This window comes from Microbacterium sp. HM-570 (assembly GCF_054165885.1).
Map to the genome: position 1 here is coordinate 3287571 of NZ_CM135111.1, position 23239 is coordinate 3310809.

A 23239-nucleotide genomic window follows, 5' to 3' on the forward strand; every position below is an offset into this window, starting at 1 on the left:
TCAGAACAGGTTGTTCAGCACGTCGAGGCGCAGCTGCGCCAGGATCGCGACGATCGCGTAGCTGACGACTGCCATCAGCGGCACCCATCCCATCAACGTGTCGGCAGCCTTGCGTACCCCGGACGGCACGGGCACGATCCCGGACCGGAAGATGTGCAGCGTCACGGCGAAGAACGTCGGGATCGTCACGAGCCAGGTCACCATGCACCACGGGCAGAGCGTGCCGAGAACGTAGATGCTCTGGCCGATCAGCCAGATGACGAAGCCGATCGCGAAAATCATCCCGACCTCGAACAACCACCAGAACCAGCGCGCGAAGCGTGCGCGGGCGAGGATGGCGACGCCGACGACGATGGGCGCAACCCATGCGCCGAGTCCGATCAGCGGGTTCGGGAACCCAAACACCATGCCCTGCCATGACTCGAGGTTGGCGCGGCACTGCACGAGGACGCTGAAGTCGCACGACAGCGACGCGTTCGGGTCGGCGAGCAGATGGATGCGTTCGAGCGTCAGTTGAAACGCGGCCCACCAGCCGATTACGCCCGCAATGATGAGCCAGACCGCGAGGGCGACGGGTCGGGTGTGCGTCTGGGAGGGCGTTGCCATGCATCGGATTATGACACCGGAGTCTGCGGGAACGGCGTGGGCACAGCCGGACAGAAGGACGCGTGAATCGTGACACGAGGGCGTCGCGCGCGGCGCGGGGCGGACATTCGCCCCCGGATGATGCGATAATGAGATCTAGATGCCTCGCCGGCCGCGCCGGACGGGTATCGACGAAGACTTCGGGCGATGATCGCCCTTCGCAGCACGAGCCACGGGCCTGCTGCAGACCGAGTGAGTTCGCGGCACCGCAGGTGCGGTGCTGCACGAGATTTCGCCAGGTGACGCGCGGATGTCGCCCGGCAGGGAGTGCGCCAGCGATGGCTGATGACAACAATGACAATGACCGCAACGACCTTCAGGAAGCGTCACCGGCCGAACCGCCGTTGACGCGCGTGGAGGACGCCCCGCAGAGCGAGGGTGCCCCTTCTGAGCCCGAAGGTGCCTCTTCTGAGCCCGAGGGTGCCTCTTCTGAGCCCGAGGGTGCCTCTTCTGAGCCCGAGGCTGCTCCGTCGCTCGACGAAGCAGCGCCCGCGACCGAAGAGGCCGCCCCGCAGACCGAGGAGCCTTCTGTCGAGCCAGAGTCGTCTGCGGCTGAGCCCGCGGCGCCCCAGGCTGAGCCCGCTGAGCCCGAGGCTGAGCCCGCAGAGCCCGAGGCGTCGGCGCCTGAGTCCGAAGCTCCCGCGGCGGAAGCATCCGAGGCTCGAGCGCAGCCTGAGTCCGCGCCCGAGCCGGAGTCCGCGCCCCAGCCGACTATTCCCACTGCGGTAGCGCTGGGACTGCTCCCCGAGGTCTTCGTGTCGCAGGTCTCGACCCAGCTCAAGTTCTATGCGCCCGAGATCGTGCCGCTTCCCGCGGCCCCGACAGGTCGGGACGAGCGCCCCGAGCGGGACGAGCGCCCCGAGCGGGACGAGCCTGACGAGCGCAACCCCCGCGAGTCCCAGGGCTCGTCGCGTCGGCGCAACCGCCGCCGTGCGGGCGAAGAGACCAACGAGCCGCAGGATGCATCCACGGTCGTCCGGGTGCGTCAGCCCCGCGCCGTCGAGGTCATCACCGAGCCGCAGCGCATCAAAGGCTCGACGCGCCTCGAGGCCAAGAAGCAGCGTCGGCGCGACGGCCGCGAGGCCGGTCGGCGTCGTACCGTCGTCACCGAGGCCGAATTCCTCGCCCGCCGTGAGGCCGTCGACCGAGACATGATCGTGCGTTCCAAGAACGGGCGCATCCAGATCGCCGTGCTCGAGGACAAGGTTCTCGTCGAGCACTACGTCGCCCGTAACCAGGACGCGTCGCTTATCGGCAACGTCTACCTCGGTCGCGTGCAGAACGTGCTGCCCAGCATGGAGGCCGCGTTCGTCGACATCGGTCGCGGACGCAACGCCGTGCTGTACTCCGGCGAGGTCGACTGGGATGCCGTCGAGACGGGCAACCAGCCGCGTCGTATCGAGCTCGCTCTGAAGTCCGGCGATCGCGTTCTCGTCCAGGTCACGAAGGATCCGGTCGGCCACAAGGGCGCCCGTCTGACGAGCCAGATTTCGCTGCCGGGCCGCTACCTCGTGTACGTGCCGGCGGGGTCGATGAACGGCATCTCGCGGAAGCTCCCCGACACCGAGCGGGCGCGCCTCAAGCGCATCCTCAAGGAAGTCCTGCCCGAGTCATCCGGTGTCATCGTCCGCACTGCGGCCGAGGGCGCGACGGAAGACCAGCTCACGCGCGACGTGCAGCGCCTCACGAGCCAGTGGGAGCACATCTCGTCGCAGCTCGAGAACGTGCAGGCGCCTGCTCTGCTGCACTCGGAGCCCGACCTCTTGGTCAAGATCGTGCGGGATGTCTTCAATGAAGACTTCACGAAGATGCTCATCCAGGGCGAAGAGGCGCAGCGGACCATCGAGGGTTACCTCGAATCCGTCGCCCCGGACCTGCTGGAGCGCATTCAGCCGTACGAGGGCGACCGCGATCCGTTCGATGAGTTCCGGGTGACGGAGCAGATCGAGAAGGCCCTGGACCGCAAGGTCTGGCTGCCCTCGGGCGGTTCGCTCGTGATCGACCGCACCGAAGCGATGACGGTCGTCGACGTCAACACCGGCAAGTTCGTCGGCTCGGGGGGAAACCTCGAAGAGACCGTCACGAAGAACAACCTCGAGGCTGCCGAAGAGATCGTTCGCCAGCTGCGGCTGCGCGACATCGGCGGCATCATCGTCGTCGACTTCATCGACATGGTGCTCGAGTCCAACCGCGACCTCGTGCTGCGACGCCTCGTGGAGTGCCTGAGCCGTGACCGCACGAAGCACCAGGTCGCCGAGGTCACCTCGCTCGGCCTCGTGCAGATGACCCGTAAGAAGCTGGGGCTCGGCCTGCTCGAGACGTTCAGCGAGAACTGCGAGGTCTGTGCGGGCCGCGGTGTGATCGTGCACCATGACCCCGTCGTCAAGCACCGCTCGTCGTCGTCCGCGCCGTCCAGCAACGGCGGGTCGAACCGTCGTCCGCGCGGTGGCAACAACGGGTCCAACAACGGCGGCAACGGCAACGGCGGCAACGGTGGAACCCACGTGATCACCGAGGGCGTCAAGTCGGCCCTCGCCCAGATCGCCGCGTCGACCTTGGGCGCCGCACCCGAAGCAGAGTCGACGGATGCGCCGGCCACCGCCGTCGCAACGGTCGAGGAAGTGCGCGAGACCATCGAGACTCTCGAGTCGCTCGAGATCGTCCTGCCCGAGGGCCCTGTCGCTCCGGTCGGCGACGGCGAGCGGAAGAAGCGCCGCAAGCGTCCGGAACAGCGCGGCGACCGCGCTGAGCGCGGGGGCGAGCGAGGCGACCAACGGTCCGAACAGCGTTCGGCCGCGCCGAAATCCGAGAAGGACCAGCTGCTCGACTCTGTGCTGCAGGCTCTGCCCGAGCCGAAGGCTCCGGGTCAGGGACGTCAGCGTCGTCGTGTGTCGACCGGGATCGTGACGGGCACGCCCGTCACCATGCCGAGCGCTGACGAGTAGGCATCCGAACTCGCTGCCGCTCGCTCAATGACCGACACCGTTCGTTGAGCGAGCGCTAGCGAGACGAAACGCACCTCAGCGTGTTCCGCTTCCGCTCGCTCAATGCCCGGGCGAGCGCCGCTCGCGCGCCGTGACGCGCAGCCCGGAGTTACGGAGCGCGTAGACGAGCTCGCGCGCCGTTACCTGGCGTGCACCGGCGGCGATGAGTCGTTCGACAGCTTCTTCGGGAACGTCGTAGTGGTCGAGATCGAACCCGCGGCGGGGGATGTTCTGGGCGGCGGCGAAGGCATGCAGCTCGTCGAGGTTGTCGTCGCTGATGAGGTGCGCCCACAGTCTTCCGTGGGCCGGCCATCGCGCCGTGTCGATCAGGATGGCCATTCGCAGATCTTATGCCGCGACGCGCGGGGTGGATGCTTTTGCCGCATCCGGTTCCGTCGGGTAGACTCGACCCTTGGTGCGTCACGTGCTGCCGCTTTGCGCGCGGCACGATCAGAGCGAAGCTTCCGCACCGCACCACGGGTAGTACGGAATCTCACGGGATACCGTGCCCCGCGGAGCAAAGACTTCCGTGACATTTGGAACTACAAGGTTCCCCAGAGAAACAGGTGTGAAGTGGTTTACGCAGTAGTGCGCGCCGGTGGCCGCCAGGAGAAGGTCGAGGTCGGCACGATCGTCGTGCTCGATCGCCAGAAGGCCAAGCTCGGCGACAAGATCGAGCTGCCCGCGGTGCTCCTGGTCGACGGAGACAACGTCACCACCGACGCCGACAAGCTGGCTCAGGTGACCGTCACCGCCGAGGTTCTCGGTGAGCTGCGCGGCCCCAAGATCATCATCCAGAAGTTCAAGAACAAGACCGGTTACAAGAAGCGCCAGGGGCACCGTCAGGACCTCACGCGCGTCAAGGTAACCGGCATCAAGTAAGCGCGGGAGATTCGAGATGGCACACAAAAAGGGCGCAAGCTCCACCCGTAACGGTCGCGACTCCAACTCCCAGCGGCTGGGCGTCAAGCGCTTCGGCGGCCAGGTCGTCAGCGCCGGCGAGATCATCGTCCGCCAGCGTGGAACGCACTTCCACCCGGGCGCCGGCGTGGGTCGCGGTGGCGACGACACGCTGTTCGCGTTGCAGGCCGGTTCGGTCGAGTTCGGCAAGAAGGGCGGCCGCAAGGTCGTCAACATCGTCGTCGCAGCGGAGTAACAGCGCGACAACCGCAATGTGGTTTTCGGTCAGGGGGCGGGCTTCGGCTCGCCCCCTGACCATTTTGTGAAAGGAGTGCACGATGGTCTCATTCGTTGACCGGGTGACGCTCCACCTGCGTGCCGGCAAGGGCGGAAACGGCTGTGTCTCGGTTCGTCGCGAGAAGTTCAAGCCTCTCGCGGGACCGGATGGCGCGAGCGGCGGCAACGGTGGCGACATCGTCCTCGTCGCCGACCCGCAGGTCACGACGCTGCTGTCGTACCACCACTCGCCGCACCGCACGTCGAACAACGGTGCGTTCGGGGCCGGCGATCTGCGCCAGGGCGCCGCGGGCGAAGACGTCGAACTTCCGGTTCCCGTCGGAACCGTGGTGAAGGATGCCGCGGGCCAGCTCCTCATCGACATGGTCGAGCCCGGCACGCGATTCGTCGTGGCGCCCGGTGGTATCGGTGGTCTCGGAAACGCGGCCCTCGCCTCGCCCAAGCGCAAGGCGCCCGGTTTTGCGCTGCTCGGCACCCCCGGGTGGGAGGGCGATGTCCTTCTCGAGCTCAAGGTCGTCGCCGACGTGGCGCTCGTCGGTTTTCCGTCGGCGGGCAAGTCCAGCCTGATCGCCGCAATTTCTGCCGCACGGCCCAAGATCGCCGACTACCCGTTCACGACGCTGCATCCGAATCTCGGTGTCGTTCAGGCGGGCGAGGTGCGCTTCACCGTGGCCGACGTGCCCGGTCTGATCGAAGGCGCCAGCGAAGGCCGCGGTCTCGGTCTCGAATTCCTCCGTCACGTCGAGCGCTGCACCGCGCTCGTACACGTGCTCGACTGCGCGACGCTCGAGCCGGGCCGCGACCCGCTGTCAGACCTCGACGTGATTCTCGCGGAACTGGGCGCGTATCCCGTGCCCGAAGACCAGCTGCCCCTCCTCGAGCGTCCGCAGTTGATCGCGCTCAACAAGATCGACGTGCCCGAGGGTCGCGAGCTGGCCGAGTTCGTGCGGCCCGAGCTCGAGTCGCGCGGCTACCGCGTGTTCGAGATCTCCACCGTCGCGCACGAGGGTCTGCGTGAAATGACCTTCGCCCTGGGCGAGGTCGTCGCCGAACATCGCGCCGAGCTGGCCGCGAAGCCGGCGCCCGAGCGCATCGTCCTGCGGCCGCGCGCGGACAAAGAGAAGGACTACACGATCCGTGTCGAGGGTGGCACCTACGGCAACCTCTATCGCGTGCTGGGCGATAAGCCCGTGCGCTGGGTTCAGCAGACGGACTTCCAGAACGAAGAGGCCGTGGGCTACCTGGCCGATCGCTTGGCCAAGCTGGGCGTCGAAGACGGCCTTGTCCGTGCTGGGGCCGAGCCGGGCTCGACCGTCGTCATCGGCGAGGGTGACGGTGTCGTCTTCGACTGGCAGCCGACGCTGAGCTCCGCGGCCGAACTCATGACCGCCCCGCGCGGCATGGACCCGCGTCTCGACATGAACACGCGTCGCACCACGTCGCAGCGCCGCGAGCGCTACCACGAGCGGATGGATGCCAAGGCAGACGCCCGTGCCGAGTTCGAGGTGCAGCGGCTCGCCGCCGTGGAACGTGGCGAGGTCGAGGGGGACGCGTGAGCACCCTGCACCGCGCCGATATCGCCGCCGCTAGGCGGATCGTCGTCAAGGTCGGTTCGTCGTCGATCAGCGGCGATCAGGCCGCGACGATCGATGCCATCGTCTCGGCCCTCGCCGATGTTCACGCTCGAGGTACCGAGGTCGTGCTGGTCTCGTCCGGTGCCATCGCGACCGCATTGCCGCTCTTGAACCTCGAGGGCCGGCCCACGGATCTCGCGACGCAGCAGGCAGCGGCCGCCGTCGGGCAGAACGTCCTCATGTGGCGCTACCAGACGAGCCTCGACCGCTTCGGTGTGCTGGCGGGCCAGGTTCTCTTGACCGCCGGTGACCTCGAAAACTCCACGCCGCGCTCGAACGCGCGCCGGGCGATGGAGAGACTCCTGGGCCTACGCATCCTGCCGATCGTGAACGAGAACGACACCGTCGCCACCCACGAGATCCGATTCGGCGACAACGACCGCCTCGCGGCCCTCGTCGCCGAACTGATCGGCGCTGACGCGCTCGTCCTGCTCAGCGATATCGAGAACCTCTACACGCGGCCGCCCGGCCAACCCGGCGCACGTCCGATCGAGCGCGTGACGTTCGGCGACGACATGAGCGGCTACGAGTTCGGATCCGTCGTCGTCAACAGTGTCGGCACCGGCGGAGCGGCCACGAAGGTCTCGGCGGCACGTCTCGCCACAGCAGCCGGCGTCGGGGTGCTGGTGACGAGCGCCGCACGCGTCGCGGATGCGCTCGGCGGGGCCCCCATCGGAACCTGGTTCGAACCCGACCCGCGGGCGACCCCCGTCACCCCGACCGGGCCCGTTCGCACAGCGTCGACGAGCGCAAACCTCCCCGCTGCGGCCGCTGATGCCCCCGCCGGCAGCGGCGAGCCCGCCGATACACTGGGCTGATGACCAGCACCGCCCCCAGCGCTACGTCGAGCATCCCTGGCGATGAGTCTTCTGCGGATACGTGGGGCGAAACGACAGCCCGCGATCGGATGCGTCTGGCGAAGTCGGCCTCCCGCAGTATTGGGCTCCTCGGCGATGGGGACAAAGCGGGCATGCTTCGCGCGATCGCGCACGCCATCGACGAGGCATCCGATCGCATCATCGCTGCGAACGACGAGGACCTGGCGCGCGGGCGCGCGACGGGCCTGTCGGAGTCGCTGCAGGATCGACTGCGATTGGATGCTCCGCGCGTAGCCGCCCTCGCCGAGGCCGTGCGCGCCGTGGCCGAACTGCCAGACCCCGTCGGTCGCCTGCTCGATGAGCGGGTGCTGCCGAACGGTGTCGTGTTACAGAAGGTCAGTGTGCCGTTCGGTGTCGTCGGGTCGATCTACGAGGCTCGGCCCAACGTCACGGTCGACATTGCGGCGCTGGCGCTCCGCTCCGGCAACGCCGTCGTGCTGCGCGGCGGGTCGGCTGCCGAGAAGTCCAACGCCGCGCTCGTCGACATCATGCGCACGGCCCTCGCCGACCGGGGCATCGATGCGGAAGCCATCCAGACCGTCGACGACTTCGGACGTGAGGGTGCTCGTGAGCTCATGCAGGCGCGCGGGCTCGTGGATGTCCTGGTGCCTCGGGGCAGCGCCCAGCTGATCGAGACCGTGGTGACCGAGTCATCCGTTCCCGTCATCGAGACCGGTGCCGGCGTGGTGCACATCGTGCTCGACGAGTCGGCACGGCTCGAGTGGGCCCGCGACATCGTCGTGAACGCCAAGGTGCAGCGCCCGAGCGTCTGCAACGCCGTCGAGACCGTGCTGGTCGTGGGGTCGGCCGCTGAGCGCGTGTTGCCCACCGTGGCTCTGGCGCTCCAGGAGCAGGGTGTGACGGTGCACGGCGACGAGCGAACTGCTTCCCTGATTTCGGATGTCGTCCCGGCGACCGACGAGGACTGGTCGACCGAGTACGGCACTCTCGATGTCTCGATCCGTGTTGTCGACCACCTGGACGACGCGCTCGCCCACATCCGTGAGCACTCGACCGGACACACCGAGTCGATCATCACGGACGACGAGGCTCACGCCGAGCGGTTCCTGGCCGAGGTGGACGCTGCGGTTGTGATGGCCAACGCATCCACGCGTTTCACCGACGGCGGGGAGTTCGGGTTCGGTGCCGAGGTCGGCATCTCGACCCAGAAGTTGCACGCGCGGGGCCCGATGGGCCTGCCCGAGCTGACCAGCACCAAATGGCTCGCGCGCGGCGCCGGGCAGACCCGCCGATAGTTCTCTAGACTGGGGACTCACGCCCACACCCGAACGGAGCATGAGAATGACGCTTGTCACGACGATCTTGGCCGCGGCCGAAGAGGGTCAACAAGGCAACGTCGCGCTGGAGACGGTGGGTTTCTTCGTCATCGCGCTGGTCGTGTTCGCAGCGCTCGCTCTCGTGGTCTTCTCTTATCGCGACGTGGCCAACCGCCACGCAGGCAAGGCCCAGGCGTTCGCCCAGAGCCACGGCACGCCGACGGAAAACGCGGCAGTCGAGCACGGGACGGCGAGCGGCCACTAGGTCGGGCATGACGACGGACGCAGGGGAGCGGCCCCGGATCGGGGTGATGGGCGGCACGTTCGACCCCATCCACCACGGTCACCTGGTCGCCGCCAGCGAGGTCGCCAGTCACCTCGACCTCGACGAGGTCATCTTCGTGCCGACGGGAACGCCCTGGCAGAAGCAGAAGGTCAGCGATAGCGAACATCGTTACCTGATGACCGTTATCGCGACGGCTTCGAACCCGGGATTCACGGTCAGCCGCGTCGATATCGATCGCGGTGGTCCGACCTACACGATCGACACATTGCGGGATCTTCGGAAGCTGCGCCCCGATGCCGACCTTTTTTTCATCTCAGGCGCGGACGCGGTAGCGCAGATTCTCAGTTGGAGGGACCATGATGAGCTGTGGAACCTCGCGCACTTCGTCGCCGTGAGTCGCCCCGGACACGTCCTGGACACCGGGGGACTTCCGAGTGAGGTCGTGAGTCAACTCGAGATTCCGGCACTCGCGATTTCGTCGACGGACTGTCGCGAGCGAGTCCACCGGGGTGACCCGGTGTGGTATCTCGTTCCTGACGGGGTCGTCCAGTACATCAGCAAGCATCATCTCTATCGGAGCAACGCATGAGCACACCCGAGCAGCCGCTGACGCGGAAGAAGCTCCGCGAACTGCACGCGACCGGGTCACTTCCCGTTCAGAACGAGGCGTCGAGCGCGGACGAAGAGATCGAAGAAGACACGTACGTCGCGGCCACTCCGCCACCCGCCGCCCCGCTCGCGCGTGCGGCAACCCCCGCCTTCACCCCGCCGGCGCCGATGCCCGACGCCCACGTCGATCTGGGCGTCTCGCCTCTGACCCGCCGCCAGGCGCGCGAACAGGAGCGCATCCGCACGGCGTCCGTCCCGGTCATCACGCCCGACGTCATCGCCGCACAGATGCCTGTGTCGGCGCTCGGCGAGCCCGCCGCGGCGCGGTACACGCCGTTCTCGGCACCCGTCGCCTCCGGAGCTGTGGTTGCCGAGCCCGCGGTGCAGGGCGGCAAGGCCGACGACAAGAAGTCGGATGACAAGAAGTCCGGTGGCAAGAGAGCGGCCGCGAAGAAGGCGGAGGCGGCGAAGGCCCTGGATGCCGAGGCGTCCGATTCTTCCCGCGAAGGCACCTCGCGCGACGGCGACCACGCTCGCGGTATCGATGCCGCGCCCGCCGCGACGGTCGACCCGCAGTTCGGTGCGCACTTGCTGAAGGATGAGGAGATCTCGACGAAGCTGCCTGCTTCGTTCGACGAGCTCATCGTGCGGAACTCGTCGTCGACGGGTGCAATCGGTGCGTCGAGCGCGTTGATCCTGTCGCAGACGCCCAACATGCCCCTGCTGTCCGGCCCCGTGAATGCGACCGGTGAGGTGCTCATCACGGGCACGTTCCATCTGCCCGACGGGCTCGGGTCCGCCGGTGGCGACCCGCGTTCAACGGACGGTAAGGACATCGATTCGGTTCTCATCGATGGTGAGCTGCCCGCTTCGTCATCGCCGACCCCTATCGCCGCGAGCGCCGCGATCAGTACCGTGCGCGGCACGGGCGAGATCATCCGTCCGCCGGCGCCCGAAAAGGGCGGCCGACTCCTCTTCTCCCTGGCGATCACGGCGGGCGTTCTGGCGCTCGCACTCGTGGGCGTCCTCATCCTCGCTTTCGTGAATGGTGCTCTCTAATGCCCGCAACTGACCGCGCACGTGAACTCGTGCAGATCGCGTCGGCCGTCGCCGATGCCAAGGGTGGCGAGGATCTGGTCGCTCTGGATGTCTCGGGCCCGCTTCCGCTCGTCGATGCCTTCCTGATCGTCACGGGGCGCAACGAGCGGAACGTCGGCGCGATCGCCGACGAGATCGAAGACGCACTTCATGAGGCGGGCGTGAAGCGCCTGCGTCGGGAGGGCCGCCAGGAGGGGCGCTGGGTTCTGCTCGACTTCGGTGACCTCGTCGTGCACGTCTTCCACGAGCAGGAGCGTGTGTACTACGGGCTCGAGCGTCTGTGGAAGGACTGCCCGGTCATTCCGATCGAGCTCCCCACCCCGGCCGCCGCAGCGGCCGAATAGGCCTCTTGGTCGCTGGTCGTTCGCGGCATCCGTCTCGATTCGAGTGGGCGCCGCGGATGTAGTAATCTGGCGGGGTTGCCTCGGCTCGTTCGGGGCAGTGTTTGGGCCTGTGGCGCAGCTGGTAGCGCACCTGCATGGCATGCAGGGGGTCAGGGGTTCGAGTCCCCTCAGGTCCACAGAATTTCGGCAAGCGCCCCTTCGCGGGGCGTTTGTTGTTTCACCGACATACGTGTGGATGTCCCGTCAGGCCCCGGCCTGGTTCAGCTTCGCTTTGGGACGATGAAGCACAGGCGACCGGGAGCGAGGGGCAAACGTGGCGGAGGAATTGTCGGTAGGTGACCGCGTGAGCTGGGACACGCCGCAGGGACGCACCCGCGGAACTGTCGTGGAACCAAAGACGAGCGACTTCCAGTTCGCCGGGCAACATTTCACTGCGACATCCGACGAGCCGGCGTACATCGTCGAATCTGAGAAGAGCGGAAAACAGGCCGCGCACAAACGCTCCGCTCTGCGGAAGCTGAAGAGCTGACGCCCTGTGGGGTGGCGCGGGCGAGTCTGCTGATGGTGCCCGCGATAGCGTCGGTGCTGTGACCCTCCTCTCGCACGATGCCGTGACGCAGTTCGCCGTACTCGACGCACTGTTGGCGGGTGCCTACGAGACGGGGATGCCGGTGGCCGATGCGCTACGCGCGGGTGACTTCGGGATCGGATGCTGCGACCGGCTCGGCGGCGAGGTGGTGATCGTCGATGGGCGGGCGTACGAGTGCACCGTGGATGGTGCGCCGACGCAGATGGCGGAGACCGACATCCTGCCGTTCGTCGATGTCGCGCCGTTTCCGGATGTGGCTGCGACGCAGATCGACAATCTCGATCTTGCGGGGTTGACCTCGCACGTCGAGGGAAAGCTCCTGAGTCGGAACCTGTTTCACACGGTGCGGTTCGACGGCGTCGTGACCTCGGTGCGCGTGCGGGTGACGCCGCGGCAGCACCATCCGCTTCCGCCGCTGACGGAGGTCACCCGTGAGCAGGTCGAGACGGTGTTGGCCGAGCGGACGGGGACCCTGGTCGGGTTCTGGGCGCCGCGGATCTACCAGGGCATCGCCGTTGCGGGTCTGCACCTGCACTTCTTGGCTGAGGACCGGATGGACGGCGGTCATGTGCTGGATGTCACGGTCGGTGCGGGTGAGTTGCGCATCGCGGCGTTCGCGCGGCTCGACCTGCATCTGCCCATCGACGACCTGTTTTTGCGGACTGAGCTGACCCACGACGCCGACCACCGCATCGTCGCCATCGAGGGTGGCGCCGCGGGCTGACTCTGAGGACCGCGCTCACGAGCGGACGCGACACGCCGTTCCGGCCGTATGTGGAGCGGCGTGTTGCGTCCGTTCGGTGCGTTTCGACTCGCTTTCTCAACGGTCGGCGGCGGGCGTTGCGTTGCGGCGCTCGTTCGACCCGGCTCAACCGGCGACGATGCCCTGCCAGATACCCGCGGCCCAGCCGAGCTGCGCCGGTCCGCACCCACCCGAAGCCTGCGTCGCCCCGCGGGCGGCGGCCATGCAGTTCGCCAGCAACTCGGGGTTCTTGTTGAACAGGGTCTGGTACGACGGCGACGCCGTCATCTGCTTCCACACGCGGAACTGGTACTGGTGCGCGAGTTCGTGCGTCATGCCCCAGACCTTTGTCACGTAGGGCCAGTTCGCGACCGCGGACGACACCATGATCGTGCCGCTGCTGCTGGCACACGCAGGAGCCGTCACCCCGCCGCAGTTCCCGTCGTATTCGACGAGCGCGTACCCACCACCGCCGACGTTGTTCAGAATCGCGCGCATCTCGGCGAACCATCCGGCGCTACCACCACCCGTCGAGGGTGACGAACCCGTGCCACGCGTCACGGCAGCCGAATACGACCGCGCTGCCGCCTCCGCGGCCTTACGGCGCTGCTCAGCCTCGTACGCCTTGACCTTCGCGTCCACCTCGCTCGTGGCGCGCTGGACGGCCGCGGTCGGTTCTGCATAGGTGCTGGCCTCGGCGGGCGCCGCAGTCACGGTCGCCTGCGCATCGAGCGCGGCCTGGCGCTGTGATTCGACGTCGACCTTGTTCGCGGCCGTGTCGAGGGCCGTGCGCAGCGCGGCGATCGCGTCGACGAAGGCGACCCGCGCGGCCGCCGCTTCGGACAGGGCGGATGCTTCGGTGTTCTCTTCATCGATCGTGGTGCGGAGCGCGGTCAGGGACGCCGCGGCATCGGTGATCTGTGTTTCGAGAGCGAGCATCCGTGACTCGCGAATATCGGCCACGCCGTTCAGCTCGGCGACTTTGATCGTGCCGAGCGTGATGGTGAAGACCGCGATGCCTGACACCACGACCAGCGTCCATGACGATGCCCTCACTCGAGGAACCCTTCCGTGGATCCCAGTGCGGCCCGCGCGTCGTCGTTCTGCGCCTGGCGATCGGCCGCGCGAGCGGTGAGTTTGTCGACCTGGTCGAGGTGATCTTGGAGGCGCAGCTGCAGCAGGGTGATGCGCTCATCGAGCTCGATCAGACGTGCTTCCGCCCTCGTCTGAGCCGTCACTCCGATCCCGAACGCCACGAGCGTGCACACGACGGCTACGGCGGTGAGCAGCGCGACGAGTCGACGGCCCCGTGCGCGGCGCCGTTCACGACCGTTTTCGTGATCGTGCGGGCGCGTGGACGGGGACGTCTGCGCTAGGCGCCTGTCCTTCGTCTGCTGGAACACGATTCCCCTCCTCGTGACCTTTTCTTGCCCCTGATCGACCGGATTTCGCCGGTTGATGCTCCCCGATCCGGAGTCTAGGTCGGACAATCGCCGGAAACGGGGAGGCGCGGCGGCTTGGCACAACACCCGAACTCTCGACGCGTGTCCGGCGCGCTTACCCGCCAACGGTCCGGCGGTTCGAGAGGATTTCGACGTGGCGACAGGCTCCGTACAACGCGCGCTCGGCGTCGTCGTGTTGACGGCTGTCGTTACGGCGATGCTCGGTGTCGCCGTCGTTGCTCTTCTGCCGCCGATCTGGGTCGCGGCCACGACGCTCGTCGCGGGAGAAGACACCACGACGACGATTCGGGGTGAGAGCGTCGAGGCATCCGTGCCCGTGCCCGCCGGCTGGGCGATGCGGCCCACGTTCGCCGATGAGTCCCGGGTGACACTCACGAGCCCCGACGGTCGGATGCAGGTCGATCTGGCGGTCCGTGATGACGGCGACCCCGTGGTGGCTCTCGGGGACATCTCCCCACGACCGCTCGATACCCTCAGCCGCGAGCGGACGGTCGCCGGCCGGGAACTGCTGCACGCGAACACAACGGACGGCGAGCTCATCGTCGGCGTCGTGGTGTCGGGCGACGCCCTGCTGACTTTCGTGTCGGGTCCGCGCCAAGGGTATGACGCCGAACTCGCCGAACTCCTCGCTGAGATCGACGTGGCGGAGCGGCGGGTGACGGGGTGACCCGTCGGAAGCTCCTAACCTCGGTGCTCGTCGCCGCGGGAGTCATCGGCCTGTCGGCGTGTGCACCCGACACCGATCCGTCGTGGACACCCGCCCAGTGGCCGATTGTGGGACGGATGCTGACGGCTCCACCGCCACCGGTGGATCCCGCGGGCATCGCGCTCGCGTCGCAGCGGATCCGTAACGACGCGGTGCGGGTGGAGGCGCGTTGGGCGTACCTTCCCGGCGCGCAGCCGTTGAACGAGAGAATCGAAGCGGCGGTGCGGACCGCGATCGGCGAGCAGTCCGCGGCGGTCGGTGTCGCATACGAACCGCAGGTGTTCGGCGTCGAGGCTGCGCTCCGTGAGCGCGGGTGTGTGGCCGGTGTCACGGCGCTTCCCGCTGCCGAGTTGCTCGGCGCCTCGACCGACTCGCACACGGTCGTGGTGTGCGAGATCGTGCACGCGGCCGGGTCGACCTTCGGCCAGCGCCTCCGAGTCGTGCGCGGCTCCGCCACGGCCCTCGAGATGGACCAGATCACGACGGTGTACACGGATGTTGCGACCGGCGCCGTGGACGACGGAGCGGCGCTGATCGGTGAGACCGATGTGCTCTGGGAGGACGTCGTGTCGGTCGCTCGGCGCGCCGCGGGGGGACTGAGCCTGATCGCTGTCGGGCAGCCGTCGGCGGAGCAACGCGCATCGCTCGCGCGTGCGCTGCAGGACGTCTCATTCGTGGGTGGCGAACTGATCGTGCCGCTGCCGGTGGGTTTCACGGCGCCTGAACTCGAGGGGCTCGCGGGTTGGCAGACGCCCGATGCGGAGCATCCGGTCTGGGTGTCGCTGCCGCGGGAGTCCTACGATCCGGCGCTCACAGACTTCGGACGCGTCATCGCAGACGCCCAGGGACCTTTTTTCGGGCCGGCGACGGCGGGTGCGGCGTTTGACCGAACGCCCTGTGATCTCGTCCCGTGCATGGCCCTCACCTTGGATGACGGTCCGAGTGGGCTGACCGACGGCATCCTCGACGCTCTCCGTGATCGGCACTCGTCGGCGACGTTCTTCATGCTCGGACGCAATGCCCAGAACAGACCCGACACCGTGCGGCGGGTTTCGGCCGAGGGGCACGAGATCGGTAACCACACCTGGAATCATCCGGATCTGACGACTCTCGCGGACGAGCGGATCGCGGCCGAGCTGCAGTCCACCGGCGACCTGCTGCGCTCGCTTTCGGGTCAGGCCGTCTCGACATTCCGCCCGCCGTACGGCGCGCTGAATGATCGCGTGCTGGGTGTGGCGGGCATGCCAGCGATCCTGTGGAGCGTCGACACCCGGGATTGGGCCGGGCCATCCGATGTCGACCTGCTCTCGTACGCGGTGAGTGCTCCACGCGTCGGCACGATCATGCTGATGCACGATATTCAGGGTGCGACGAGCCGGGTCATGCCCGGGGTGCTCGATGGCCTGCTCGATCGCGGGTTCAGCCTGGTGACCCTGTCGAAGCTCTTCGACGGACAGGTTCCCGGCGGGATCGTCCGGTACGCGCCCTGATCGTGGCGTTCGCGACCTTCGGGTTTGAATGCTTGGCGCCTCAATGCTCGTCGTTTTAACGATCGCCGTTTCGCGGCCTGGCGCGGGCGCTACGGTGAACACGTGAGCTCTGCCCCGCGCTGTCCGCACTGTCGCCACTTCGTCTTTCTCGGCACGTTGACGTGCCCCAACTGCGAGGGTGAACTGGGCTTCAACTTGCTCGACCGCTCGTTCTACGGCATCCGTCAGGGTCGCGCCGTGATCGAGGGCGTGACCTGGTACACCTGCTCGAATCGCGGCTGGGGCTGCAATTGGCTGGTGCGAGAGGATGCTCCAGCGGGCACGTGCTTCTCGTGTCGCCTCACCCGTCGCCAGCCGGACAGCAACGACACCATCGCCCTCGAAAAGCTCGGGAAGACCGAGGAGGCCAAGCGGCGCCTGATTCTGCAGCTGGGTGAGCTCGGGCTGCCGATCGTGCCGTGGGATGTGAATAAGGGCGGCCTCGGGTTCGATCTCGTCTCGAGTCTGTCGTCCGGCGAGCGAGTCGTGATCGGACACGCCAACGGCATCATCACGATCGACTTGGCCGAGAGCCTTGATGACCGACGCGAAGCCTTGCGCGTGCGGCTCGGCGAGCCGTACCGCACGATGCTCGGTCACCTGCGGCACGAGGTCGGCCACTACTTCCAGAACGTTCTGTTGTCGGACGACGCGGCCTGGGATCGATGCCGGGCACTGTTCGGAGACGAGCGCGCCAGCTACCAGGACGCGATCGCTCGCCACTACTCGCGCGGCGCGCCCGAGGGGTGGAGCGCGTCGTTCATCTCGGAGTACGCCACGATGCATCCGTGGGAGGACTTCGCGGAGACGTTCGCCCACTACCTCCACATCACCGGCACCTTGCAGACGGCGGCGGCGATCGGCATCAACCTCGACGCGGGCGTGACGAACCGCGACACCGATGTCGAACCCTTGGAAAGCTACCGGGACGAACCGATCCAGCGCCTATTGACCGACTGGGACTGGATGAGTCAGGCGTTCAACCGCATCAACCGCTCGATGGGTTCGGCGGACCTGTACCCGTTCGAACTGGTCGGGCCCGTGCGCCACAAGCTCGCGTTCGTGCACGACATCGTCACGAAGGCGCCGCTCACGTTGCCCGAGCAGATCGCCTTGGCGCTGCCGCGGGATACCGAGCGGACCTGAGCTCGGCAGAACGGTTTGTCGGAGGGCGCGGCTTGCTCAGGGGTACTTCGAGGGCTGGCACCACAGCACGATGAGCGCGATGCCGCCGAAGGGCACCAGGGACAGAAGGATCCACGCCCAGTGCAAGCCGGCGTCGCGGAGGCGCCGCACCGAGAGCGCGAGGGTCGGGATCAGGATGCCGAGTCCCCAGGCGAGAAACCCGAGACCCGAGAGGTAGCCGAGGATCGGCACGACGCTGAGGAACATCAGGCCGATCGTGATCAGCACGGAGAAGAGGGTGAAGTACCAGAACTCGGCGCGCGTGGCTCGGCCCTCGAACATCGCATAGCGCGTGAAGACGACGCGGATGGCATCGCCCATGCCGCGTACGAGCGGCCGCGTGTCTGCGGGGGAGCGCCACACGCCAAGGGGTGGCGGGGTGTATCCCGAACCGAGCTGACCGCCGGTACCGGGAACGAGCGGGCGATAGACGGATGCGGGTGATATCGATCCGGGGGCCGCCCGTGTGGACACAGCTGATCCGGTCGGGACGACTGTGTACGGCGGCGTCGCGTACGGCGGGATGCTTGTCTGCGTCGGGGGAGTCGGAGACTCGGAATGGAGCAGCGCCCGTGGTTGCGCCCCGGGTGCCGCCGGTACGGGCGAGGTCTGGTTTGACCAGGAGAGTCCGTCCCACCAGCGTCGTTGACGGGCGTCGGCCGGGTCGGGATACCAACCTGCGGGGGGCGGGGATGAAACGGGCGGGGGTGAGACGGCCATGGTGCTCCGAATCGGTGGCGATGTATCCACTATTCAACAGCACCGCGTCGCGTCGAATCACCACGCCTAAGCTGGATCGGTGATGCAACGGCGCGGAACCCTCACCGCTGTGGCGGCGGCTGTCGCGCTGCTGTGCGTCGCACCGTCCGCGGCTGCTGCCCGTGCCGCCTCGCCGGAGGTGACTGCTGCGGCTGCCGCGTCCGCATTCGTCGCAGCCTCCGCATCGCCGTCCTCGGACGCGGCGTCCTTTGATTCACCGTCCACGGAGCCGACCGCGACGGATTCTTCCGCAGGGGTTCGCGTCGTTGCGGGCGACGATGCGGCGCTGGCCGAGCGTGCGTCCGCCATCGTCGCGGCGATGAGCCCGCGCCAGAAGGCCGGCGCCGTCGTCATGGGGCATCTGCCCTCCACCGATCCCGCCGCCGTGCGCAGGTACATGGAGCAGACGGGCGCGGGCGGCTTCATCGTGATGGGCGCGAACGTGTCGGGTTCCGAGTCGGCGCTGCGCGCGCTCGCGCAGTCAGCCTCGCTCGATCCCGCACTGCCCGCACTGGTGGCCGTCGACCAAGAGGGCGGCGATGTGCGCCGGTTGAAGTGGGACGACTTTCCGTCGTCGCTGACGCTGAAGTCCGCGCCGCCCGAGTCGACGACCGCGGCTTTCTCGGGACGCGGCTCTCTCGTGGAGCGCGCCGGTATCGATGTCAACTTCGGGATCGTCGCGGACTACACCGACGATCCCGGCTCTTTCATCTATCGCCGCTCGTTGGGGACGGATGCCTCGGCTGCCGCCCCACGTGTCGCTGAGGCGGTGGCGGGTGAGGCGTCCTTCGTCGATTCGACGCTCAAGCACTTTCCGGGTCACGGCGCGGCCCCGGGCGACTCGCACCGCACGATTCCTTCCACGGACATGTCGATCGACGCGTGGCGCGCCGGCGAAGCGCTGCCGTTCCAGGCGGGCATCGACGCCGGGGCTCAGCTGGTGATGTTCGGGCACCTCGCGTACACGTCGGTGGATGCTGCCCCGGCTTCGCTGTCGGTGGCCTGGCACGACATTCTGCGAGACGAACTGGGGTTCACTGGAGTTGCGATCACGGATGACATGGCGATGCTGGAGGCATCCGGAATCGCTGCCTATCGGGACCCCGTCGCGAATGCGGTCGCGGCTCTGGTCGCCGGAAACGACATGGTGCTGGGCGTAGCGTATTCGTCGGTGGAGCGTGCGAATGCGGTGATCGACGGAATCACCGGTGCCGTCGCGTCGGGGGCTTTGTCTTCGGAGCGTTTGGACGAGGCCGCGACACGTGTCGTCGCGCTGCGCCTGAGCTCGGCGACTGCCGGCGCCCTACCCTGCAGCGGCTGCTGACGAGCTCGCTCAACGACCGGGGTGTCGTTCGTTGAGCGAGGAGGGCAGCGACGAGTCGAAACGGTGGTTGTCGGCGGTGTCGTTTCGTCTCGCTGTGCGCGCTCAACGAGCAGGGTTTGTTCGCGGGTGAGGGTCAGAACGGCGCGGGTGATGGTCAGAACGGGATGAGCTCGAGCGGGTCGAACTGGAGCTCGTCGAAGTCGATGTCGTCGGGGTCGAGTTCCTCGGGCACCCGCGTCGTCGAGGCGGGGATGGGGTCGTTGGGTATCTCGTGTTCGGGGTCGGGTGCGAATTCGATGGTGCTGACCGGTGTGTCGATGTAGATGCGGCCGGTGGGGCTGGTCCATTCGAGGATTCCGCCGGGGAGTTGTCGGACGGTCCAGGCGGTGTTGTGTTTGAGCGTGTGATGTCTCTCGCAGAGGCAGGCGAGGTTGCAGACGTCTGTTTGGCCGCCGTGGGCGTGGTCGATGGTGTGGTCGACATCGCAGCGTTTGGCGGGCATGCGGCATCCGGGGAATCGACAGTGTTGGTCTCGGACGGTGAGGTGTCTTCGTTGCTGCTCGCTCGGTCTATATCTGTCGACGGCGAGCACCTGGCCGGAGATCGGATGTGTGAGGATCCGGTCCCAGCCCGGTGCCTGCGCGGTGAGCATGCAGGCCGTTTCGGGATCGACGGGGGAGTGTCCGACGAGGAATGCGCTCTCGTAGGGGTCGGTGATGCGCTTCTCGATGAGCGACATGACCGGGACGGTGATCTGGACGGTGGCGCGGATCGCTCCGAGGTCGGTGTGGCCGGTGGGTGCGGCGGTGAGGAGCAGGTCGCCGAGGATGTCGGCTCGGATCTGGTCCGTCGTGCGGACATCAGGTGAGTCCGTGGGCCCGTCGTCCCCGCATCCGCCTGCGTCGGTAGTCGTGCCCGCGGACCCGTCGCCCGCGCCAGTTTCGACGCGGCGTGCATCAATGACGGTTCGTGCCATTTCGCTGAGGCGGTCGTGAACGCCGTGGGCGATGACGGCGGGGAGGATCGCGCGAAGCTCAGCCATGCCGTCGTCGAGGTCGGTGACCCAGACGGTGCGGTCTTCGACGGCGCGGCGGTGGCGTTGTTCGAACGTGGTGTCGGCGTACCATTCCGCCCGCCGCTTCGCCAACGGCGTCAAACGGGTTGCGGATTCGGTCGCTGCGATCTGCAGGACGTCCTGTTCGAACTCGCCCCGCATCTCTGGCGTCTCGATGACGGTCCCGGCCGTGACGATCGCCCGGACGTGCGCCGCCGAGATCACCCCGGCATCCAGTGCTTCCAATGTCCCGGTGTAGTCGTGCACGAGGGTTGCGGCTTCACCCATTTGTCGTTGCACGGTGCGGTCGCTGACCCGCAATGCGGCGCCGATCTCGGCCGCGATCGACCGGTGCGGGAAACCGGCATCCGACCCGACCCGACCGGTGTCGGCTTCTTCGGTCCAGTCCGCCGCGATGGTTTGTGCCTCCGCCAGCGCGCGGGCTTCCTCAGCATCGAGCCGGGCTTTCGCGGCACGGATCTCGATCAGTTTCGGCAACAACAGGTCCATCCGCGCGTCAGCCCGAAGACGGGCATTCACTGCGGATTCGGTCATGACTACATCATCCGACCAACCACCGACACTCGACCCCCGAAAACAACCCCGATCAGGCCTTCGCACATGAGAAGAACATGAGAAGAACCCGAGACGGGGGATGCGCCGCTCAAGCCGGCCCAGCGGCAGCGAGTCCTGGACTACCTGTCACAAAACGCTCTATCTGATCGCGAAATGCAGCAGTCTGTGACGGCTCGATCACCGACGCGGCGTGTGATTACGACGCCAGCGGCTCGATGAGTTCGGGCCCGTTATTGCGGACGTTGCCCACCGCCCGGCTGACGACATGATTGGCGAGCGTCGCGGCGACGGATGGTGCGGCGTCGATCGCGGCGTCGAGGATGTCGCCGATGTTGTCGGTGTCGGTATCGAGCCAGGCCTCGGCGTGGTCCATGTCGACGAACAGCGGCATCCGGTCGTGGATCGAACCGAGGTCGCCGATCGAATCGCGCGTCAGAATCGTGAAGCTGAGCACCCAGCGCGCCGGGTCGTCGTCCGCAGCGGCGGGGTTCTTCCACCACTCGTAGAGCCCCGCCATGAGCAGGGGCGACTCGTCCGCCGGGTGGATGTAGTGCGGCTCTTTGCCGTCGTCGGTCGTCTTCCACTCGTAATAGCCCGAGGTCGGCACGATCGCGCGACGCTTCTCGAGCGCACCACGGAACATCGGCTTGTCCTCGATCTCCTCGGAGCGCGCGTTGAACGCGCGCGACCCGATCGAGACATCCTTCGCCCAACTCGGCACGAGGCCCCAGCGCGCGGCCTCGAGGCGTCGGGTCGGAGGGTCCGTCTTTGCCGAGTCGAGGACGATAGCCGCCCGGTCGGTGGGAGCGATGTTGAACGACGGTGCGGGCAGGTCTTCGGCCACCGTGTCGACATCGAGCAGGGCCGTCAGATCGGCCGGAGGTCTGGTCACCACGAAGCGTCCGCACATGCCTCAAACCCTACGCCGGGCCTCCGACGCCCCGCGGCTGTTACCGGTGCCGCGGCACGCCCTTGAGGATGCGATCGACGACGTTTTTCGGACCGTGGATAGCGACTCCCACCAGATCGAGGTCAGCGCCCGCGGATGCCGCGACCACTTCTCGATTCGCCGCGTCATGCCCCGTCGCGAACATCCCTTTCACATAGACGGCCACGCGAATCTCGCGAGCGACCGCCTTGGCGCGCACGGCTCGAAGTGTCTCGACATCTCCCTGCATCACCATGACCGGTTGCCCCAGCATCGCCAGGTACTCCGTGCCATCCGCATCCGCGTAGGGATCGCCGAAAAGTGTGACATCAGCGGCGATCCCGCTCGAGAGGAACGCGGCGACGTTGACCGTCTGCCACGGCTCGAGATCATCCCGCAACACGAGGGCGATGCGGGTGGGAAAGCGCACGAGTTCGTCAACCATGCTCCGATCCTCGGCCCCCGGCATGCGTCGCGTCTTGTACGTTTCTGGCATGGATCCCGACACGTGGATGCGGGCTTGGCACCCGGCCGTGCCTGCCGTGCGCGAGGTGCTGCACGCCCGGATGACCCTCCACGCCTACCCGGCCCACACCCACGCGGACTGGACGTTGATGCTGGTGGACGAGGGAGCCGTCGCCTACGGACTCGGTGGACGACCGAGGATCGCGGATGCTCGCTCGGCAACACTTCTTCCTCCCGGAATTGCCCACGACGGACGCGCGGCGCCCGACAGCGCGGGCTTTCGCAAGCGCGTCGCGTACCTGAACGCGTCCTGGCTACCGGAAGCTCTGGCGGGACACGCGGTCGATCAACCCGATCGGATCGACATCTTCGAGCCGACGCGTCGTGCTCATCGGGCCTTGGCCACGCCGGGAGAAGAGCTGGCGGCCGAGGGCGCGCTCGTCGAGAGCGCTGACCGTCTGGGCGCGGCGCGCGGTCGGACGATGCAGCCGACCCGAGACCGTGCAGCATCGCGTCGGCTCCGCGATCTGTTGGAGTCGCGGCTGACCGAGGGGATCACCCTCGTTGAGGCGAGCCGCCTATTGGACGCCGACCCGAGCCACCTGGCGCGCACGTTCACGGCGCACTACGGACTGCCGCCGCATCGCTACGTGACGGGTCGCCGTGTTGATGTAGCCCGCGGTCTGCTGCTCACAGGTATGAGGCCGGCGGCGGTCGCCGCGGCGGCCGGATTTCACGACCAAGCACATCTGACGCGGCACTTCCGTCGGGTGCTCGGCACCACCCCCGCGCGTTTCGCGCGAGACGGAACAGGGCCGGGCACCGTGCCATCGCCCATTGCGTGAACGGGTCCTCTGTCGGCCGGTCCGAGCGATGCTTGTGCCGGGGCACCGGACCACATTCCGGTGGAACTCGTCAGCAGAGGCCTTTATAGCTCCGATCCGGGCGGTTCGCGCAAGGTTCTCCG

General features: G+C 67.4%; 25 protein-coding genes, 1 tRNA gene and 1 pseudogene. 18 read left to right on the forward strand and 9 right to left on the reverse strand.

Going from position 1 to position 23239, the window contains the following annotated elements:
* Positions 1-606, reverse strand: coding sequence for a vitamin K epoxide reductase family protein (locus ACT9TC_RS15695; RefSeq protein WP_458041374.1), 606 nt, complete (start codon positions 604-606; stop codon positions 1-3).
* A 317-nt stretch (positions 607-923) separates the two neighbouring features.
* Between ACT9TC_RS15695 and ACT9TC_RS15700 the strand changes: the two genes are divergently transcribed.
* Complete coding sequence (locus ACT9TC_RS15700; RefSeq protein ID WP_458041375.1) at positions 924-3590, forward strand: Rne/Rng family ribonuclease; 2667 nt, start codon at positions 924-926, stop codon at positions 3588-3590.
* Between the two features lie 99 nt (positions 3591-3689).
* Here the strand turns inward: ACT9TC_RS15700 and ACT9TC_RS15705 are convergent, their stop codons facing one another.
* Positions 3690-3968, reverse strand: a complete 279-nt coding sequence (locus ACT9TC_RS15705; protein WP_458041376.1) for a DUF4031 domain-containing protein — start codon at positions 3966-3968, stop codon at positions 3690-3692.
* Between the two features lie 234 nt (positions 3969-4202).
* Here ACT9TC_RS15705 and rplU point away from each other — a divergent pair, with 234 nt between their 5' ends.
* The 12 genes from rplU to budA all read left to right on the forward strand — a co-directional run bounded on the left by rplU (position 4203) and on the right by budA (position 12265).
* Complete coding sequence (gene rplU / locus ACT9TC_RS15710; RefSeq protein WP_198517648.1) at positions 4203-4511, forward strand: 50S ribosomal protein L21; 309 nt, start codon at positions 4203-4205, stop codon at positions 4509-4511.
* Positions 4512-4527: 16 nt separating this feature from the next.
* Positions 4528-4785, forward strand: a complete 258-nt coding sequence (gene rpmA / locus ACT9TC_RS15715; RefSeq protein WP_304689720.1) for a 50S ribosomal protein L27 — start codon at positions 4528-4530, stop codon at positions 4783-4785.
* An 82-nt stretch (positions 4786-4867) separates the two neighbouring features.
* Positions 4868-6382 (forward strand): GTPase ObgE, encoded by a 1515-nt coding sequence (gene obgE, locus ACT9TC_RS15720; protein ID WP_458041377.1) that lies wholly within the window; start codon positions 4868-4870, stop codon positions 6380-6382.
* Complete coding sequence (gene proB, locus ACT9TC_RS15725) at positions 6379-7278, forward strand: glutamate 5-kinase (protein ID WP_458041378.1); 900 nt, start codon at positions 6379-6381, stop codon at positions 7276-7278. Before obgE ends, proB begins: the two co-directional genes overlap by 4 nt.
* A gap of 89 nt (positions 7279-7367) precedes the next feature.
* Positions 7368-8594 (forward strand): glutamate-5-semialdehyde dehydrogenase, encoded by a 1227-nt coding sequence (locus tag ACT9TC_RS15730; protein ID WP_458042958.1) that lies wholly within the window; start codon positions 7368-7370, stop codon positions 8592-8594.
* A 46-nt stretch (positions 8595-8640) separates the two neighbouring features.
* The gene (locus ACT9TC_RS15735) at positions 8641-8880 is read left to right on the forward strand and encodes a hypothetical protein (RefSeq protein ID WP_458041379.1); all 240 of its coding nucleotides are present in this window, start codon (positions 8641-8643) and stop codon (positions 8878-8880) included.
* A gap of 7 nt (positions 8881-8887) precedes the next feature.
* Positions 8888-9490: a nicotinate-nucleotide adenylyltransferase gene (nadD, locus tag ACT9TC_RS15740; RefSeq protein ID WP_458041380.1), complete on the forward strand. Its 603-nt coding sequence runs from the start codon at positions 8888-8890 to the stop codon at positions 9488-9490.
* On the forward strand, positions 9487-10569 hold the full coding sequence (locus tag ACT9TC_RS15745; protein WP_458041381.1) for a hypothetical protein: 1083 nt from the start codon (positions 9487-9489) through the stop codon (positions 10567-10569). Before nadD ends, ACT9TC_RS15745 begins: the two co-directional genes overlap by 4 nt.
* A complete protein-coding gene (gene rsfS / locus ACT9TC_RS15750; RefSeq protein ID WP_458041382.1) occupies positions 10569-10952 on the forward strand; it encodes a ribosome silencing factor in 384 nt (127 codons plus the stop codon). Before ACT9TC_RS15745 ends, rsfS begins: the two co-directional genes overlap by 1 nt.
* A 103-nt stretch (positions 10953-11055) precedes the next feature.
* Positions 11056-11128: transfer RNA gene (locus ACT9TC_RS15755), tRNA-Ala, on the forward strand.
* Positions 11129-11295: 167 nt separating this feature from the next.
* A complete protein-coding gene (locus tag ACT9TC_RS15760; protein WP_458041383.1) occupies positions 11296-11481 on the forward strand; it encodes a DUF2945 domain-containing protein in 186 nt (61 codons plus the stop codon).
* Positions 11482-11539: 58 nt separating this feature from the next.
* A complete protein-coding gene (gene budA / locus ACT9TC_RS15765; protein WP_458041384.1) occupies positions 11540-12265 on the forward strand; it encodes an acetolactate decarboxylase in 726 nt (241 codons plus the stop codon).
* 144 nt (positions 12266-12409) lie between these two features.
* Here budA and ACT9TC_RS15770 read toward each other — a convergent pair whose 3' ends face one another.
* Entirely contained in the window at positions 12410-13339 is a 930-nt protein-coding gene (locus ACT9TC_RS15770; protein ID WP_458041385.1) for a hypothetical protein, read from the reverse strand.
* The gene (locus ACT9TC_RS15775; RefSeq protein WP_458041386.1) at positions 13336-13686 is read right to left on the reverse strand and encodes a hypothetical protein; all 351 of its coding nucleotides are present in this window, start codon (positions 13684-13686) and stop codon (positions 13336-13338) included. Before ACT9TC_RS15775 ends, ACT9TC_RS15770 begins: the two co-directional genes overlap by 4 nt.
* A gap of 193 nt (positions 13687-13879) precedes the next feature.
* Between ACT9TC_RS15775 and ACT9TC_RS15780 the strand changes: the two genes are divergently transcribed.
* The 3 genes from ACT9TC_RS15780 (at position 13880) to ACT9TC_RS15790 (ending at position 17127) form a co-directional block, all read left to right on the forward strand.
* Entirely contained in the window at positions 13880-14413 is a 534-nt protein-coding gene (locus ACT9TC_RS15780) for a hypothetical protein (protein WP_458041387.1), read from the forward strand.
* Positions 14410-15942 carry a polysaccharide deacetylase family protein gene (locus ACT9TC_RS15785; RefSeq protein ID WP_458041388.1) on the forward strand — a complete coding sequence of 511 codons (1533 nt, stop codon included), beginning with the start codon at positions 14410-14412 and terminating at the stop codon, positions 15940-15942. Before ACT9TC_RS15780 ends, ACT9TC_RS15785 begins: the two co-directional genes overlap by 4 nt.
* 102 nt (positions 15943-16044) lie before the next feature.
* Positions 16045-17127, forward strand: a complete 1083-nt coding sequence (locus tag ACT9TC_RS15790; RefSeq protein WP_458041389.1) for a zinc-binding metallopeptidase family protein — start codon at positions 16045-16047, stop codon at positions 17125-17127.
* Positions 17128-17163: 36 nt separating this feature from the next.
* Here ACT9TC_RS15790 and ACT9TC_RS15795 read toward each other — a convergent pair whose 3' ends face one another.
* Positions 17164-17640: a DUF805 domain-containing protein gene (locus tag ACT9TC_RS15795; RefSeq protein ID WP_458042959.1), complete on the reverse strand. Its 477-nt coding sequence runs from the start codon at positions 17638-17640 to the stop codon at positions 17164-17166.
* 120 nt (positions 17641-17760) lie between these two features.
* A pseudogene (locus ACT9TC_RS15800) lies at positions 17761-17886 on the reverse strand (DUF2510 domain-containing protein); the annotation flags it as partial.
* Between the two features lie 82 nt (positions 17887-17968).
* Here ACT9TC_RS15800 and ACT9TC_RS15805 point away from each other — a divergent pair.
* On the forward strand, positions 17969-19249 hold the full coding sequence (locus ACT9TC_RS15805) for a glycoside hydrolase family 3 N-terminal domain-containing protein (protein ID WP_458042960.1): 1281 nt from the start codon (positions 17969-17971) through the stop codon (positions 19247-19249).
* Between the two features lie 154 nt (positions 19250-19403).
* On the opposite strand, the gene ACT9TC_RS15810 is transcribed toward ACT9TC_RS15805, so the two are convergent.
* The 3 genes from ACT9TC_RS15810 to ACT9TC_RS15820 all read right to left on the reverse strand — a co-directional run bounded on the left by ACT9TC_RS15810 (position 19404) and on the right by ACT9TC_RS15820 (position 22252).
* Positions 19404-20858 carry a DUF222 domain-containing protein gene (locus tag ACT9TC_RS15810; protein ID WP_458041390.1) on the reverse strand — a complete coding sequence of 485 codons (1455 nt, stop codon included), beginning with the start codon at positions 20856-20858 and terminating at the stop codon, positions 19404-19406.
* Between the two features lie 217 nt (positions 20859-21075).
* Entirely contained in the window at positions 21076-21789 is a 714-nt protein-coding gene (locus ACT9TC_RS15815; RefSeq protein WP_458041391.1) for an SOS response-associated peptidase, read from the reverse strand.
* 40 nt (positions 21790-21829) lie between these two features.
* On the reverse strand, positions 21830-22252 hold the full coding sequence (locus ACT9TC_RS15820; protein ID WP_458041392.1) for a DUF2000 family protein: 423 nt from the start codon (positions 22250-22252) through the stop codon (positions 21830-21832).
* 49 nt (positions 22253-22301) lie between these two features.
* Here ACT9TC_RS15820 and ACT9TC_RS15825 point away from each other — a divergent pair, with 49 nt between their 5' ends.
* Positions 22302-23117 (forward strand): helix-turn-helix domain-containing protein, encoded by an 816-nt coding sequence (locus ACT9TC_RS15825; protein WP_458041393.1) that lies wholly within the window; start codon positions 22302-22304, stop codon positions 23115-23117.
* Positions 23118-23239: the final 122 nt, after the last annotated feature.